15 protein-coding genes and 2 tRNA genes are annotated in these 15,513 nt (G+C 61.7%); 15 read left to right on the forward strand and 2 right to left on the reverse strand.

What is annotated here, in order from left to right; genetic code table 11:
- Window positions 1-139 precede the first annotated feature (139 nt).
- The gene (locus tag JXA24_07545) at window positions 140-754 is read right to left on the reverse strand and encodes a YcbK family protein (GenBank protein MBN1283607.1); all 615 of its coding nucleotides are present in this window, start codon (window positions 752-754) and stop codon (window positions 140-142) included.
- A 127-nt stretch (window positions 755-881) separates the two neighbouring features.
- Entirely contained in the window at window positions 882-1,778 is an 897-nt protein-coding gene (locus JXA24_07550; GenBank protein MBN1283608.1) for a hypothetical protein, read from the reverse strand.
- Window positions 1,779-2,049: 271 nt separating this feature from the next.
- Between JXA24_07550 and JXA24_07555 the strand changes: the two genes are divergently transcribed.
- The 15 genes from JXA24_07555 to JXA24_07625 all read left to right on the forward strand — a co-directional run bounded on the left by JXA24_07555 (window position 2,050) and on the right by JXA24_07625 (window position 15,512).
- Entirely contained in the window at window positions 2,050-2,850 is an 801-nt protein-coding gene (locus JXA24_07555; protein ID MBN1283609.1) for a PTS sugar transporter subunit IIA, read from the forward strand.
- Between the two features lie 201 nt (window positions 2,851-3,051).
- Complete coding sequence (locus JXA24_07560; GenBank protein ID MBN1283610.1) at window positions 3,052-3,600, forward strand: hypothetical protein; 549 nt, start codon at window positions 3,052-3,054, stop codon at window positions 3,598-3,600.
- Window positions 3,601-3,749: 149 nt separating this feature from the next.
- The gene (locus tag JXA24_07565; protein ID MBN1283611.1) at window positions 3,750-4,358 is read left to right on the forward strand and encodes a hypothetical protein; all 609 of its coding nucleotides are present in this window, start codon (window positions 3,750-3,752) and stop codon (window positions 4,356-4,358) included.
- A gap of 3 nt (window positions 4,359-4,361) precedes the next feature.
- Window positions 4,362-5,717: a hypothetical protein gene (locus tag JXA24_07570; protein ID MBN1283612.1), complete on the forward strand. Its 1,356-nt coding sequence runs from the start codon at window positions 4,362-4,364 to the stop codon at window positions 5,715-5,717.
- The gene (gene ispG, locus JXA24_07575; protein MBN1283613.1) at window positions 5,714-6,775 is read left to right on the forward strand and encodes a flavodoxin-dependent (E)-4-hydroxy-3-methylbut-2-enyl-diphosphate synthase; all 1,062 of its coding nucleotides are present in this window, start codon (window positions 5,714-5,716) and stop codon (window positions 6,773-6,775) included. The genes JXA24_07570 and ispG overlap by 4 nt, the downstream gene beginning before the upstream one ends.
- Window positions 6,776-6,812: 37 nt before the next feature.
- A complete protein-coding gene (locus JXA24_07580; protein MBN1283614.1) occupies window positions 6,813-8,534 on the forward strand; it encodes a proline--tRNA ligase in 1,722 nt (573 codons plus the stop codon).
- Window positions 8,535-8,561: 27 nt separating this feature from the next.
- Window positions 8,562-9,278: an orotidine-5'-phosphate decarboxylase gene (pyrF, locus tag JXA24_07585; GenBank protein MBN1283615.1), complete on the forward strand. Its 717-nt coding sequence runs from the start codon at window positions 8,562-8,564 to the stop codon at window positions 9,276-9,278.
- 59 nt (window positions 9,279-9,337) lie between these two features.
- A complete protein-coding gene (locus JXA24_07590; GenBank protein ID MBN1283616.1) occupies window positions 9,338-9,814 on the forward strand; it encodes a Mut7-C RNAse domain-containing protein in 477 nt (158 codons plus the stop codon).
- 157 nt (window positions 9,815-9,971) lie between these two features.
- On the forward strand, window positions 9,972-10,313 hold the full coding sequence (locus tag JXA24_07595; GenBank protein ID MBN1283617.1) for a hypothetical protein: 342 nt from the start codon (window positions 9,972-9,974) through the stop codon (window positions 10,311-10,313).
- A 121-nt stretch (window positions 10,314-10,434) separates the two neighbouring features.
- Entirely contained in the window at window positions 10,435-11,643 is a 1,209-nt protein-coding gene (locus JXA24_07600; GenBank protein ID MBN1283618.1) for a PAS domain S-box protein, read from the forward strand.
- Between the two features lie 47 nt (window positions 11,644-11,690).
- Window positions 11,691-12,056: a response regulator gene (locus JXA24_07605; protein ID MBN1283619.1), complete on the forward strand. Its 366-nt coding sequence runs from the start codon at window positions 11,691-11,693 to the stop codon at window positions 12,054-12,056.
- Between the two features lie 116 nt (window positions 12,057-12,172).
- The gene (gene fusA, locus JXA24_07610; GenBank protein MBN1283620.1) at window positions 12,173-14,233 is read left to right on the forward strand and encodes an elongation factor G; all 2,061 of its coding nucleotides are present in this window, start codon (window positions 12,173-12,175) and stop codon (window positions 14,231-14,233) included.
- Between the two features lie 72 nt (window positions 14,234-14,305).
- Window positions 14,306-15,049, forward strand: coding sequence for a 23S rRNA (guanosine(2251)-2'-O)-methyltransferase RlmB (rlmB, locus tag JXA24_07615; protein ID MBN1283621.1), 744 nt, complete (start codon window positions 14,306-14,308; stop codon window positions 15,047-15,049).
- A 295-nt stretch (window positions 15,050-15,344) separates the two neighbouring features.
- A tRNA-Thr gene (locus JXA24_07620) sits at window positions 15,345-15,417 on the forward strand.
- Window positions 15,418-15,429: 12 nt separating this feature from the next.
- Window positions 15,430-15,512, forward strand: a tRNA-Tyr gene (locus JXA24_07625).
- The last annotated feature ends 1 nt before the right edge of the window (window position 15,513 follow it).

A 15,513-nucleotide genomic window follows, 5' to 3' on the forward strand; every position in this document is an offset into this window, starting at 1 on the left:
AGGATCAAGAAGGTGGACGACAACTGGGAAAAGTGGAGGGCGGAGCGGGAAAAGAAGAAGAAGGGGGAGGTGTAGGACCAACGGAAGAGACAAGGGCCGCCGTTTTTTACGGCGGCTTTTTTATTTTTTGCCCATGCCTCTACTTGTGTGCCGCGGCGGGCCGAGTCCTCCTGCCGGCCTTTGCGGGCCCGAAGCCCCAGGCCCTGACCTCACCCGAATCGACGTGCACGAAGCTGCGCTTGCTGTAATAGCCGACGCCGCCCTGGCCGAGCGAGTGCGCGAAATTTCTGAGGGCGATTTTCGAGACGCCCGGGACCTCGATGTCCGCCGCCCGCCCCTCCATGTGCAGGCTCCCCTTGGCAACCCTGCGTCCTTTTTTCCTCATCATCGCGTTTCTCTCCTGGCTCCGAAACGCGGAGATGAGGCGGACCTCGTCGGCGCTGAAATGATCCTCGATGGAGTCCAGGATCTCTATCAGCTGCGGGTCTATGGGGTGCTCCTCGCTGGTGAGCCTGCAGCGGAAGAGATGAGCGATCTCGTCAAAGGCATGGTCGTCATAATCCCCCTTTTCGTCCCTGTAGCGGAATGTGGCCCGTTCGCCCGTGATCGGGCGGTGAATGGTGACGGTGCCGTCGCCCCGCAGGTGCGTTGGGATCTCGGAACAGAGCGATTGAGAGGGGCAAAGCGATGATGCCAGCACGATCAAGGCGAACGGCAGGCCGAGGCGGCACGATTTTCTGAAGAGATATTTCATCGGTCAGCTCGAAAATTAAATTCGATCGACGCCTGTGTCAACGAAACAATGTGAAAAACAAAAAGGCCGTCCGGGCTTTTGCCCGGCCGGCCCCTCTCCGATCGAGTCGATCGTTCCTGTACGCGCCTTATTCGGTGTAGCTCCAGGAAAGCTTTGCGGGCGTCGTCTCCTGGATCCTGCAGTTGAAGTCGTCGACCACCATCCTCATCGAGCGGACCTCGGCGTTGCCGCACTTGAGCGGCTCGTCGACGTATATTGCCTTGAACCTCGACGAGGGCGTCGTGCCGACGCCGGGTTTCACCACGGGCTTCACTATTATGAAGCCATCATCTTCCGCCTCGTCGTCCGTGTCTTCGGCCGCGGGATCCTCGGCGGTCTCACCGTCGTCCGAGGAGTCGGCCTCCTCCACCTCCGCCTGGTCCTCGGCCTGGTCTTCGGCCTGGTCCTCGGCTGCGTCGTCACCGGCCTCCTCCTCCTGCTCCTCTGCCTCATCCGCTGTCCCGCACAGCTCGACGCCCGCCTGCTCGAAGTGGGCGGTGATGGCGCAGGCGGGATACGGCCTCGCTGCGTCCTTGGCCAGGGTCGCCACGGAGTGCCTGGAGGCGATCTCCGGGGCAGAGACTATGTCGATCGGCGCGTCGGGCGAAGCGGACACGATGAAGTTGAGGTCGCCCGTTCCGCAGCCCGCGCCCCGGCCGTCGTTGCCCTCGTCTGTGAAGGATATGAAGATGCTGCTGACGATGAGGGCGTCTGAAGGGTTCTCAGTCGTCTTCGTCGGATTCCTGGCTATGCTGAATCCGTTCGCCGGGTAGATGATGAACGAGGAGCCGGCAAGGCACCCGGATGCCGGTGTGGTCTCTTCGGAGTCGCTCCACAGCGCGTTCAGGAGTTCCGCTTTCGTGACCAGGACTCCTTCTGTGGAGATGTCGGGCATGGCGTCGGCGCTCACGGCCGAATCGCTGCACGCCGAGAGGCCGAAGGCCGCCGCTGCGACGAGAACCAGGGCTAAGATGTTCCTCTTCATAGGTTACCGCTCCTTTCGTGGCAGCATGGGCCGCCGCTCTTTTCATCCGCTGTATCGGCGCACCGGCCGGAAAGTTGCGCGATTTTTTCGCAAATCTATAACTCCTGCAAACCCTCTAAAAACGGGCATCAGCGGAAAAAAGTGCGCAACTAATCCCGGGAAGAGCCGAAACGGTCAATGCCCGGGCGTTATGCCTTGACGGCGCAGAACGCCGGGCATATGCATGCCGCCACGGAATCGATGCGGGGGGCAAGCCTCAAAAGGAGAAGGGATGAACGCGCGATATCTGAAGGAAGTGCCGCTCGGAGATGTGCTCAGGCCCGAGCAGGTCCTGGCGAACATGACCAACCGCTCCAAGAAGGCCGCTATAGAGGACCTGGTCGACGTGCTTTACAAACATAAGCTCGTCTCCAACAAGGCCGAGGCGGTGGCCCGAATAATGGAGCGAGAGGAGCTCTGCCCCACGACCCTCGGCGGGGGAGTGGCGATACCGCACGCGAGGCTAGACGTGGGCGAGAGGCCCTCGATCGCGGTCGGCAGACACATGGGGGGCCTCGATTTCGGCTCCCCAGACTCGGGCCCTGTGAACCTCATAGTGCTCGTCATCTGGCAGCCCGAGCAGGCCGGCCTCTTCAACCGTCTCTTCGCAGGGCTCGTATCGAAGCTCGCGGACTCGCATTTCAAAAACAGGCTCATGGAGGAGAAGGGGGCCGGGGAGATCGCGGCCGCTCTCGCCGACGTGAAGGTGGACATGCTCAAGGGACGCGCTACCAAGTGCGAGGCGGACATGCTCATCGCGCTCCAGTGCCTGGAGATGAAGAGGCGCGCGAAAGCGAAGGGGCTGGAGGGCCAGATCGATCTGGCGCGCGCGGAGCTCTCGGGCAGCATGCTCTCGCGTTTCGACCGTCTCATGGAGCACTTCGGCGAGGCGCTGGTCGAGGCCCCAGACGGGATCTGTCGCGGCTGCAACATGCAGCTGTCGAGCGGGTTCGCCTCTGAGATGCTGCGCAACGCCGACACGGTCTACGTGTGCGAGCGCTGCGGCCGGTTTTTGATCCATCACATAGGTTAGAAGCTGAGGTCGAGGCTGAGGAGATTTTTTTGCTGAACCTCAACCTTGACCTCAGCCTTTATGGCTGCCAAGTCCTCGATAATATTGATTGTTTTTGATACGCTTTTTTTCAAGCAACTTTTTTCATATTGTGACGATACCCCATATGGAGGGCATAGATTGCCCGGTCGGGCCGTATGCCCGGCAAAAAAGGGAGGGGTCATGTCAAAGCGTCTCGTCATCATCGCCTGTATCCTCATCGCAATCGGAGGCTGCGCTGCGTTCGACAGCGACAACACGCCCTACGAGGGATTTTCCCCCGACCAGGTGCCGCTTCTCCCGGGCAAGGACATCGGCATCTACAGCGGCTACTACGCGGGCACCATGACGCTGGATTCCAACTCGTGCGCAGGTGTCTCCGATGCCGTGGGAGAGGCCCTGGACATGTCGATGGACGTGATCCACAGCGCGAATCTTCTGAACGCCACGTTCGGCGGCGGCTCGGTCGCATCGGCTGAGATAAAGGACACCGGCGCGATCTTCATGGTGCAGCAGGGCTCCACAAGGCACGTCTACTATCTCGACTTCTCGGTCGAGGACACGATCGGCGGCAGCTGCGAGGTGATAGAGGTCTCTGAGGACGGGTCCTGGGGCAAACCCTGCGCGAGCTACGCGGTCTCGCTCTCGAAGGGTGAGAGGCCCGCCGAGGAGCAGTCCTCCGAAGATCAGGCCCCCGCAGCCGAGTCCCTGGCTGCCAGGTTCAAGATGTAATGTGACGGCAGATACAGCCCTGACGCGGCCTTTTCCCTCTCAAGGAAAAGGCCGTTTTTTTATGCACTTCCCACGCCCGACGCATTGACTTTATAAAGGGTTCGCAATAAGTTGCGGATCTGCGGTATAATTTGACAGAGGGGTGCCCTGTGAAGCGCATAATAACTGTATCTGCTGTTGCCGGGATCCTCATCCTCCATGCCGCGAGCTCCCCGGCCTCGCAGGTGATCTCAGGCAAGGTCACCGATCTCACGAAGGCCAACGTAGCCTTCACCGGAGTCTGCGTCTCAGCCGAGCCGGCTGCGATGGCGCTGGGCGAGAGGGGGAAAATCCTGGTCAGCAAGTACACCTTCACGGTCGAGGATTCCATCAAGGGGGATGTTCCGTCGAGTTTCGCCTTCACGCATCTGGGGGGCAGCAGGTCCGCCGCCCTGAGCGTGGGTCAGCCGTACATCCCGGGCATGCCGTTCTTCGAGGCGGGCAAGAGATACACCGTCTTTCTCTCGAGTGAGACTCCGTACGGCCTGAGGGGGGTCATCAACATGGGCGTCGGCAAGTTCAACTTCATCACCGGCGCCGACGGCAAGACACAGGTCGTCAACGACTATGGAAACAAGTCGCTCTTCAAAGGATTGCCGTCGACCGCGAAGGTCGGCAAGGCCCTCTCGGCAGGGGGTGTGAGTGCCGGGGCGGATGGCGGGCCGCTTGATTACGACAGTTTTGTGAAGATGATCAAAGAGCTCGACAAAAAGGAGTGATCCATGCCTCTTCGAGGGACAGCAGCGCTCGTGGCCGTCTTGGCGGCGGTCCTGTTTTCTGTTTCCGCCCGGGCGGGAGGGCCGTTCTATGTGGACGATGCAGCCTCCGGCACCGCCCTCCAGTGGGAGAATCAGACTTTGAAGTGGTGCCCCGATCCGGGCGATCTGGCATCCTCGGTCCCGCATGACACTGCGGTCCAATGGATCACAGAGGCGCTGGGCAAATGGACATCCGTCAAGCTTCGCAACGCTTCAAATCAGCTTGTGGACACGACGTCGGTCAGCACCGCGATGGATGCCGGCTGCCCCGTGATGAACATCACGGTGGACAACTATCTTGATTACTACAACGGGGACGAGGGCCCGACGGTCGTGGTCTTTGATGAAACGGGAGAGATCACCGCCGTGTTCGTCGGCGAAGAAAACAAGGACGGCGTGGTCGGCCTCTCCGTGCCGCTGGCTTCCGATTCCTCGGGCAAATTCATCACCAAGGGCATAGTGATCTTCAACGGGCTGCTGCTGGCCAGCGACAATACGACCCTCGGCTCTGACCTTGCGACGAAATCTTCGTACTACAAGGCCACCGTCCTTCATGAGCTGGGGCACCTCTTGAATCTGGACCACAGCCAGACGAACTACGAGTACGTGAAAGACTGCGAGCTCGGCTCGACCTGCGACAACTCGACGTTCATCCCCACCATGTACCCCGAGCTCATAAGCACGTCGCAGAGCGACCTCAATCGCGATGACGAGGTGACGATTTCCTGGTTGTATCCCACCCCGGTGCTCGGCTCGCAGTTTTGCCTGATAACGGGCAGGATCCTCGACGGTGACGACCGCCCCCTCAAGGGCGTGCATGTGACCGCCACCAGGGCTGAGGGAACGACCACCCCCCTCGTTGAGGCCCGCTCGTTCGTCAGTGGGGCGATGTACCCCTCCTGTGATGGGGACAGCCGCTACTATCTCTACGGCATAGTCCCGGGCCGGGCGTACAAGGTCTGGTACGAGGCGATAGGCGAGGATTTCAGGGGGGCGTCCGACTTCGAGCCCTTGGATTATCCGCCAAAGGGTTTTGACGCCGGCTCCATACTCGGCCCTGACGACGCCACGACCGTCTCGTGCAGCCAGGGCGGCGAGACCATCGAGATGCAGGATGTCAAGATAGACACGGCCAATCCCTGTGCGGGCACCAGTACGGCCACGACATCCAGCGGTTCCAAGACCTCCTGCAGCCTCGTGCGCTGCGGGGCGGCTCACCCCTCATCCGCATGCATTGCGATGATCTGCATCCTCGCCTCTGCGGCCCTCATCGCCGGCCGCTTCGTGGCCGGTCGCATGCTGTCGGGAAAGGCCTCATGAGAAGAAAGACGCGCCGCATCTCAATAGGCAGGGTCGCGGTCGGCGACGGCGCGCCCGTTTCGGTCCAGTCGATGACCAACACCGACACCTCCGACGCGGAGGCGACCCTTCGGCAGATCGAGAGGCTGGCCGACGCGGGCTGCGAGATAGTGAGGCTCGCGGTGCCGGACGATGCGGCCGCCGCGGCGCTCTCCGAGATCAGGCGCCGCACCGATGTGCCGCTCGTGGCCGACATACACTTCAGGCACGACCTTGCGCTCGCCGCCGTGAAGGCGGGGGTGGACGGGCTCAGGATCAACCCGGGCAACATAGGATCCCCAGATCGCGTTGCCGAAGTGGCGGCCGCGGCAAAGGCGCGCGGCATACCGATACGCGTCGGCGTCAACGCCGGCTCCCTGGAGAAGGATATCCTCGCGAGGCATGCGCACCCCACCCCTGCCGCGCTGGTCGAATCGGCGCTCCGGCATGTGGCCCTGCTCGAGCGGGTCGATTTCAGGGACATAAAGATCTCGGTCAAGGCCTCGAGCGTCGCCGACACCGTCTCTGCCTACAGGATGCTCTCCGGGAAGGTGGATTGCCCGCTCCACCTCGGAGTCACCGAGGCGGGCACCCTGCTGGCAGGGGCCATCAAATCGGCGATGGGAATCGGGACGCTGCTTGCGGAGGGGCTCGGCGACACGATCAGGGTCTCGCTCACCGCAGACCCTGTGAAGGAGGTGCGCGCAGGCTACGAGATACTGGCGAACCTCGGCCTCAGGGACAGGCCTTACCCGGAGGTGATATCCTGTCCCACGTGCGGGAGGGCGAGGATCGACGTCGAGAGGCTGGCCGAGGAGGTGGAGGGGCGCCTCGCCGGCGTGAGGGCGCCGATACGGGTGGCGGTGATGGGCTGCGCGGTCAACGGCCCGGGAGAGGCCAAAGAGGCCGACGTGGGCGTGGCGGGCGGCGACGGCAAGGGGGTCATCATCAGGGGCGGAAAGATTATCCGAACCTGTCCTGAGGGGGATCTCGCCGACGAACTCATGAAGGAGATTGAATCGTTGATCAATAGGGGCTAATGAATGCCCCGATCGGATCCTCGAGAGGAATCAATCGATGCTATATTCACGGATGCTCATACCGACGCTGCGCGAGGCGCCGGCCGACGCCGAGGTCGAAAGCCACAAGCTCATGGTGCGCGCAGGCTACATCCGAAAGCTCGCGGCCGGCGTGTACACCTATCTCCCCCTGTGCCTCAGGGTGCTTCGCAAGATCGAGCGGATCGTGCGCGAGGAGATGAACGCGGCCGGGGCGCAGGAGCTCCTGCTGCCGGTGGTCATGCCGGCGGAGCTCTGGATGGAGACCGGCCGCTGGCAGGTCTACGGGAAGGAGCTGCTCCGCTTCAAGGACCGCCACGACCGCGACTTCTGCATCGGGCCCACGCACGAGGAGGCGATCACCGACCTTCTGCGCAACGAGATCAGCTCATGGCGCGACCTGCCCAAGAACTGCTTCCAGATTCAGACCAAATTCCGCGACGAGGTGCGCCCCCGCTTCGGGCTCATGCGGGGCCGCGAGTTCATAATGAAGGACGGGTACTCGTTCGACCGCGACGAGGAATCGTCCAAAGCCGTCTACCGCGCGATGTACGAGGCCTACAGGCGCATATTCATCCGCTGCGGCCTCGAGTACCGGCCGGTCGAGGCCATGACCGGCACGATCGGCGGCTCCATGTCGCACGAGTTCCAGGTCCTCGCCGCCTCGGGCGAGGACGAGATCGTCGCCTGCTCGAAGTGCGAGTACGCGGCAAACGTCGAGAAGGCGGAACTCAAACCGACCGGGACTCGGGACTCGGGACCCGGGACCCGGAAGGGCCAGTTCAAAAAAGTTGCGACGCCCGGCAAGAAGACGGTGGAGGAGGTCTGCGAGTTCCTCAAGGTCCGGCCCGAGCAGCTCGTGAAGACCCTCATATTCGACACCGACAAGGGGCCGGTGGCAGGGCTCGTGCGCGGCGACCACCACCTCAAGGAGTCCAAGCTCAAGGAGGCGATAGGCGCCGAGAGGTGCGTCATGGCCGAGGAGCACACGGTCGTCGAGGCGACCGGAGCCCCTTCGGGATTCGCGGGGCCAGTGGGCATCTCAATACCGGTCTACGCCGATCACGCGGTCGCTTCGATGGCTGACTTCGTGGTGGGCGCCAACGCAGCGGACGCTCACCTCGTGGGAGCGAACCTCGGCGACTTCGCTGTGAGCCGTTTCATCGACATAAGGCGCGCGGTAGCTGGTGACGCCTGCCCGCGCTGCGGCGCGGCCATGGAGGAGCACCGCGGGATAGAGGTGGGCCAGGTGTTCTACCTCGGCACGAAATACTCCGAGCCCATGAGGGCCTGCTACACAGACGAGAAGGGCGAGGCGAGGCCCATGGTGATGGGCTGCTACGGCATCGGCATAAGCCGCACCGCGGCCGCGGCCATTGAGCAGAGCCACGACGAGCGCGGCATCGTCTGGCCGCTCCCGATCGCCCCGTTCCACGTCGAGATCGTCCCGCTCTCCGCAGGCGGCGAAGTCGCCGAGGTCGCGGGCAAGATCCACGACGAGCTCGAGTCCCGCGGCGTGGAGGTCCTCATGGACGACCGCGACCTGCGGGCGGGGGTGAAATTTGCGGACGCCGATCTCATCGGCATCCCCTACAGGATCGTGATAGGCGAGAAGGGGCTCAAGGACGACATGGTCGAGTTCAAGCGGCGCGCCGGCGGCGAGGCGGAGAGGATGGGCCCGGCCGAGGCGGTGGAGAGGGTCGCAGCTGTGGTGAGAGAACAGAAACCCGCACGCATATAGTCCTTCCAAAAGGACGGAGGTGTCCGAATGACGATGAAGCCGCGCTCCAACAAGGACAGGGTCATAGTCGCGCTCATGGCCGACCAGATGAAGGACGCAGAGAAGATGGTGCGTCTCCTCAAGGAGGAGGTGCACACCTTCGAGGTCGGCATCCCCACCTACACGGCGCTGGGTCCGGACGTCATCAAGATGATCCACGCCAACGGCTGCAGGGTCTTTCTGGACCTCAAGTACCACGACATCCCGTCCACGGTCCACAAGGCGGTCTATTTTGCGACCAAACTGGGCGTCGCCTCGCTCAACGTCCACGCGGTGGGCGGCGAGGAGATGCTCAAGAGCACGATCGATGCTGCCCGCGAGGCGGCCGGCTCCAAGGCGAAGATGCCCACGCTGCTGGCCGTGACCGTGCTCACGAGCATGGAGTCGCTCGCCGATATCGGCGTGCAGTTCGAGGTGCGCGAGCAGGTGGTGAGGCTCGCGAGGCTGACGCAGCACTGCGGGCTGCACGGCGTCATCGCGTCGCCGCTGGAGATAGCCCCCATACGCAAGGCCTGCGGCGAGAAGTTCCTCATCGTCACCACGGGCGTGAGACCTCTCGGCGCCGCGGCACAGGATCAGAGGCGCATCGCCTCGCCCGTCATGGCGATGGCCGCGGGCGCCGACTTCCTCGTGATCGGCCGTCCGGTCGTGGAGGCCCGCGACCCGCGGGCGGTCGTCCGCCAGATCCTCAAAGAGATATCTTAAGTGAATGCGCGGTTTTTGTTTCGACTGATCACGAGTCACCAGTCACGAGTCACGGCTCTATGAAGCTCGCTTGCGATGTCATGCTCGGTCGTCTCGCCCGGTGGCTGCGCGTCAGCGGCCACGACGTCTTCTACGAAGGCGGAATCGAGCGCTCCTCCCTGTTTCGAGTCGCACGCGAGGAGGGGAGGGTGATAATCACGCGCGCCGGGAATTGGGGCGAGCTCAAGGCGATCCCCGAATACGTCGTCGTGTCCTCCGACTCTCTGGATGAGCAGCTGCTCGAACTCTACAGGAAATTGCCCGGCCTCGATCCCCTCGAGGGTTTCCTCACCAGGTGCGTGGAGTGCAACGTGCCGCTCGAGGTGATCGACAGGGACGCATTCAGGGAGATCATCCCTCCCAAGGCCTTCGACCTCGCCGGCCGATTCTCGCGCTGCCCATCCTGCGGCAAAATCCTCTGGGAGGGGACACACGTCCGGAGGATGAAAAAGAGGATATCAGACCTCGCCCGGGCCCTGGGGAGAGAACTCCCCTGATCGGGGCCCGATATGCCCATTTTTGATGGCCTTAGCCCCTTTCCTGTTATTTCCAAAATTTATTAAACAATAATATCAACCACTTACAGGAGCGCCTCAAAGCCTGACTTTGGCATCCTCTATGCATCTTTAACTCCGCAGGGAGAGCGGAGGGGCCATGGAAGATACCAGGAACATGTTTTCAGACGAAGAGGGCGTCGAGATCGGCCTCAGCGCAGGCGATCTTTCCGATGCCTCGGGGGACGCCCAGAAGAGGCTCATGGAGCTGCAGCTGAAGATGGCGGCCAGCTCTATCAATCACGAGTACGCCAGGCAGAAATTTGACGAGATCAGCGACAGGACGGAGCGCGAGGACCTTCTCGCATATATGGACGACTGCCACAGGGAGTACAACGACGCGCGCACGCAGCTGGCCGCATTCGATCCGTACGCACTGGCCGATTTCGAGGCCGACCTCATGAGACAGAAGCAGAGCACCGCTGTGCACTACAGCGCGTAGATTAAAAAATCCCTAACCCTCCTTTCTCAAGCAGGGGAACCGTCGCGAGACGGCTCCCCTGTGCTGTTTTTGCGACTCGACAGGCTTGTAATAATCCGCCGGAGCCGATAGACTTTGCCTTGTGAGAAAGTACGGCGCCAAAGATTCTGCGGGCATCCGCAGTCAGCTGGCCCAGAGGCTGAAGGCGGAGGGGAGGCTGAGGCTCCTCTCGAGCGCTGTCGAGCAGAGCAGCGAGGGGATGGCGGTCTCGGACCTCGACGGCAACCTGCTCTTCATCAACCACGCCTTTGCCTCCATGCACGACTACGGCCCCGAGGAGCTCAAGGGGAAGAATCTCGACATTCTTCACGCCCAGGGGCAGGTCGCAGCGGTGAAGGAGGCCAACGATGTGCTTCTGAAGTACGGCGTCTTCGCCGGGGAGGTCTGGCATGCGAGGCGCGACGGCACCCCGTTCCCGGCGTTCATGCACAACTCGATGCTTCGGGCCGACGACGGCACGCCCATTGGGATGATAGCCACCATGCGCGACGTCTCCGACCAGAAGGAGGCGGAGGAGAAGCTCAAACAATATTCGGAGAGGCTCGAGCAGATGGTCGAGGAGCGGACCAGGGAGCTCGACCGGGTGCGCGCCGACCTCTTCAGCTCCGCCAAACTCGCTGCCATGGGCCGCATGGGAGCTGGCATCGCGCATCAGCTCAACAGCCCGCTCTGCGGCGGCATGCTAATGGTCGACTCCCTGATGGAAGACGCCAGGGACGATCCGGAGCGGTGGAGGAAGCTCTCGACGCTGCGCCGGTCGCTTGAGGGCATGCGCGACGTGGTAGAGTGCATGCTCTCGCTCGCCATGGTCGGCAGGAGGGGGCAGCCGGCATTTCTCGATGTGAACATCAACAGCATGATCAGGAGGATACTCGGCTTCGTCTCTCTCCAGATACAGCAGGAGAGGATCGACCTCCACACATCCTTCGACGAGGCGGTGCCGTTCATAAAGGCGAGATCCGGCGAGCTGGACCAGATCTTTTTGAACCTCATAAACAACGCCATCGACGCGGTCGATGAGGGGGGGAGGTTCGAGATAGCGACCATATATAAGGATGGGGCGATCCAGGTTGAGGTCTCCGACAACGGCAGGGGGATCGCCCCGGAGAACCTGGGCAGGATATTCGAGCCGTTCTTCACCACGAGCCAGGGGCGCAAGGGGCTGGGCCTGGGGCTTTCGATCGTGCGGGAGATCGTGGAGAACTACGGAGGCACCATCGAGGTGACGAGCGAGACGGGCAAAGGGAGCAGATTTTTGGTGAAGATACCGCTGAACAATAAAATATTATAGATCAGTAAGTTATAAGCCATTACAATAATTTGCTTTATGGAGGCCCCATGCAGAAGTTGAAGGTCCTGATAGTCGATGACGAACAGAGCATATGCGAGGGTGTTGCCATGATCCTCACGAAAGCCGGCTACCTGGTTTCAAAGGCCTTTTCGGGGGAGGAGGCCATACGCCTCGTTTCATCGGAGCGCTTCGACCTTGTGCTCATGGACCTCATAATGCCCGGGATGGACGGCGCCGATGCCTGCGCTGAGATCAAGAAGATCAGTCCCGAGACCAGGTTCATAGGCATCTCCGGTTCGCCGGCCGGCCAGCGCGTGGAGAGGTTCGTCAGCGTCTGCGGCGTCGATGTCTTCCTTTACAAGCCCTTCGGCAAAAAGGAGCTGCTCGCCGCGGTCGAGAAGATGCTCTCCTGAAATTTCCTTATTGATTTCATCGCAAAAGGTGCGTTAGAGAATCAATTCGCCTTTTCGGCGGTCCGATCCATGGACAACCGATCTTGCACATCTTGCGAAGGTTCAAGGAGGGATTCGTGAAGAAATTTGAGACAAAGAGCATCCGCAACCTGGCGCTTGTCGGCTCAAAGGGCGTCGGCAAGACCACCTTCACGGAGGGTGTCCTCTTCACCGCCAAGGCGACCACGAGGATGGGCAGGGTCGCGGAGGGCAACTCCATAATCGATTACGATCCGCTCGAGGTCGAGAGGCAGCAGACGATAAGCTCCAAGGTCGTGCCGTTCGAGTGGAAGGGAGTGAAGATCAACCTGATCGACACCCCCGGCTACGCCGACTTCGTCGGCGAGGCGGTCGGCGCGATAAACGTGGCTGACGTCGCCGTTTTTCTCATCGACTCGGTCAACGGAGTTGAGATCCAGACCACGCTCCTCAACGAGTACGTGAAGAGGGCGGGCGCCGCGAAGGCGTTCTTCATCAACAAGGCGGACGCCGAAAGGGCGGACGTCGATGCGGCCTTCGAGTCGATCAAGGAGAAGATCGATCCCTCGGCCGTCATGATGCAGATGCCCATCGGCGCCGGTCCGAACTTCAAGGGAGTGGTGGACCTGCTGAGGATGCAGGCATACCAGGACGGAAAGGCCGGCGAGATACCGGCCGATCTCGTCGCTGCGGCCAAGGAGAAGAGGACTGCGCTCATGGAGGCGGTCGCCGAGTCGAGCGAGGAGCTGCTCAACAAGTACCTCGAGGTGGGCGAGCTCTCGGAGCAGGAGCTCATGTCCGGGATCGCGAAGGGCGTCGCCTCGGGGGGGCTCGCGCTTGTCTTCCTGGGCAGCGCCCACAGCGGGCTCGCGCTCGAGGCGTTCCTGGACACGGTGGCCGAGGATTTCCCTTCGCCGGCCGACATGCCGCCCGTCAAGGCAAAGCGCAAGGACGGCTCCGAGGTTGAACTTGCCGCCGACGCCTCCGGCCCACTGCTCGCACGGGTTTTCAAGACCACCTCCGACCCCGGGATCGGCGACATCTTCTACTTCAGGGTCTACTCGGGCGGCGTGAAATCGGGCGACGACGTCTACAACAGCACCGAGAGCGTCTCAGAGCGCATGGGTCACCTGCTGCAGATGCGAGGGAAGGATCGCACCGAGACGGACGAGGCGGCGGCAGGGGACATCGCGGCCGTGGCCAAGCTCAAGGGCACGAAGATCAACGATATCTTCTCGACGAAGAACGATGCGCTCTTCCTCGAGCCGATCGAGTTCCCCACCCCCGTGGTGCCCATGGCCGTGATCCCCAAGTCCAAGAAGGACCAGGACAAGCTCGGGATAGGGCTCTCCAAGCTCACTGAGATCGACCCCACATTCTTGTACCACATCGACAAGGAGTTCTCCGAGACGATAGTCACCGCCATGGGCGAGGTGCAGATCGACGTGATGATCAAGAGGCTCAAGGAGCGCTACGGGGTCGAGGTGGATCTCGGAAAGCCGCACATCCCGTACCGCGAGCGCATCACCAGGAAGTCGGAGAAGCAGGGCAAGCACAAGAAACAGTCGGGCGGCCACGGTCAGTACGGCGACTGCTGGCTGAGGCTCGAGCCGCTTTCCCCGGGCGGGGGATTCGAGTTCGTCGATGCGATAGTGGGCGGTTCCATCCCGGGCAAGTACGTCCCCGCGGTCGAGAAGGGCGTGCGCGAGTCGATGCAGAAGGGAACGCTCGCTGGATACCCGGTGGTGGACCTGCGCGTCACGGTCTACGACGGCTCGTACCACGACGTGGATTCGAGCGACATGTCGTTCCAGATCGCTGGCTCGCTCGCCTTCAAGAACGCCATGGCGGAGGCGGCGCCGCAGCTGCTCGAGCCCATCGTGGACCTCGAGGCCTACGCGCCGCAGGAGTACATGGGCGACCTCTCCAGCGACATCAGCCAGCGCCGCGGCCGGGTCAGCGGTATGGACTCGGGCGTCATCAGGGCGAAGGTGCCGGTGGCGGAGCTCTATCAGTATTCGGCCGCGCTCAAGTCCATAACCAGCGGCGCGGGCAGCTACACGATGAAGTTCTCCCACTACGAGCCGATACCTGCGCACATAGCGCAGAAGGTGATCGAAGAGACAAAGAGGGAGCGCGAGGAGCGCGAGAAGAAGTGAGGCGCGCTGATATGGATGATTGATTCAGAAGGGGCGCCCTTGCCGCCCCTTTTGTTTTCGAGAGGCGGGTTTATGTCCGGGACTGAGATCATCTACGGGGCGAATCCGGTGATTGAGGCGCTGCGCTCGGGGCTGAGGCGCTGCCACGAGGTGATGATCTCGCTCGGCCGAAAGGAGTCGATGGCCGCGAAGGTGGCCGGGGAGGCAGATGCGCGGAGGGTTCAAGTCAGCCATCTTGCGAAGCAGGAGCTCAGCCGCCTGTGCGGGACCGACAGGCACCAGGGGCTGGCCGCTCGAGTGGACCGCTATCCGTATGCGGAGCTCATCCCCTCGATAAGCAGGGCGATCGAGGACCCGAGAAAGGCCTTCATCCTCGCGCTCGACGGGGTCGCGGACCCGCAGAACCTCGGTTCCCTCATCAGGACCGCCCATCTCATGGGGGTGCACTGCCTCATACTGCCGCGCGACAATGCGGCCGGCATAACGCCCAGCGTGGTGAAGGCCTCGGCCGGGGCCACCGAGTATCTGCCCATCGTCCAGGTCACAAATCTCGCGAGGACGATAGAGTACCTCAAGGAGTCCGGGGTCTGGGTGACAGGTGTGGAGGGCGGCTCGGAAAAATCAATATATGATAGTAATTTCAAAGGATTAAACGTAGCGCTCGTCCTTGGCTCAGAGGGGGCTGGGATAAGGCGCCTGGTGAGAAAACTCTGTGATTTTCTTATATTTATTCCCATGGAAGGGAAGATTTCGTCATATAACGTCTCTGTGGCCGGGGCCCTTGCCATGGGGGAGGTTGCAAGGCAAAGGCGTTAAAACGTCTGCAAAAATCGTACCTGATCCCCTGATATTGGCTTGACAAGCAGGGCATACTCTCTATAGAAATCCGGAACTTTTGGGGATAACACCTGTTTGGCTGCCTGCTGAGCAGCTTCAGAGACGGGCTCGGGAAATTGTCTCCAGGAGAAAATTTTTTCGGCGCATGGGTCGCGTATGCGGCATTGTGCGCTCGTGTTCATTGAAATCGTGTTCATCTGTGCTCGTTTTTTATTTTCTATATCATCGGTCGGCGGATCGGTGGGAGCGCGGTTCATGCCGGACCTGTTTCCATGCCGACGTAGCTCAGTTGGTAGAGCTGCTGATTTGTAATCAGCAGGTCGCCGGTTCGAGTCCGGCCGTCGGCTCATACAGAAGGGGGAGAGGTTCCCGAGCGGTCAAAGGGAGCAGACTGTAAATCTGCCGGCATTAGCCTTCGGAGGTTCGAATCCTCCCCTCTCCAC

The sequence above is a fragment of the Pseudomonadota bacterium genome, assembly GCA_016927275.1.
In the GTDB taxonomy this organism is placed as follows: domain Bacteria; phylum UBA10199; class UBA10199; order 2-02-FULL-44-16; family JAAZCA01; genus JAFGMW01.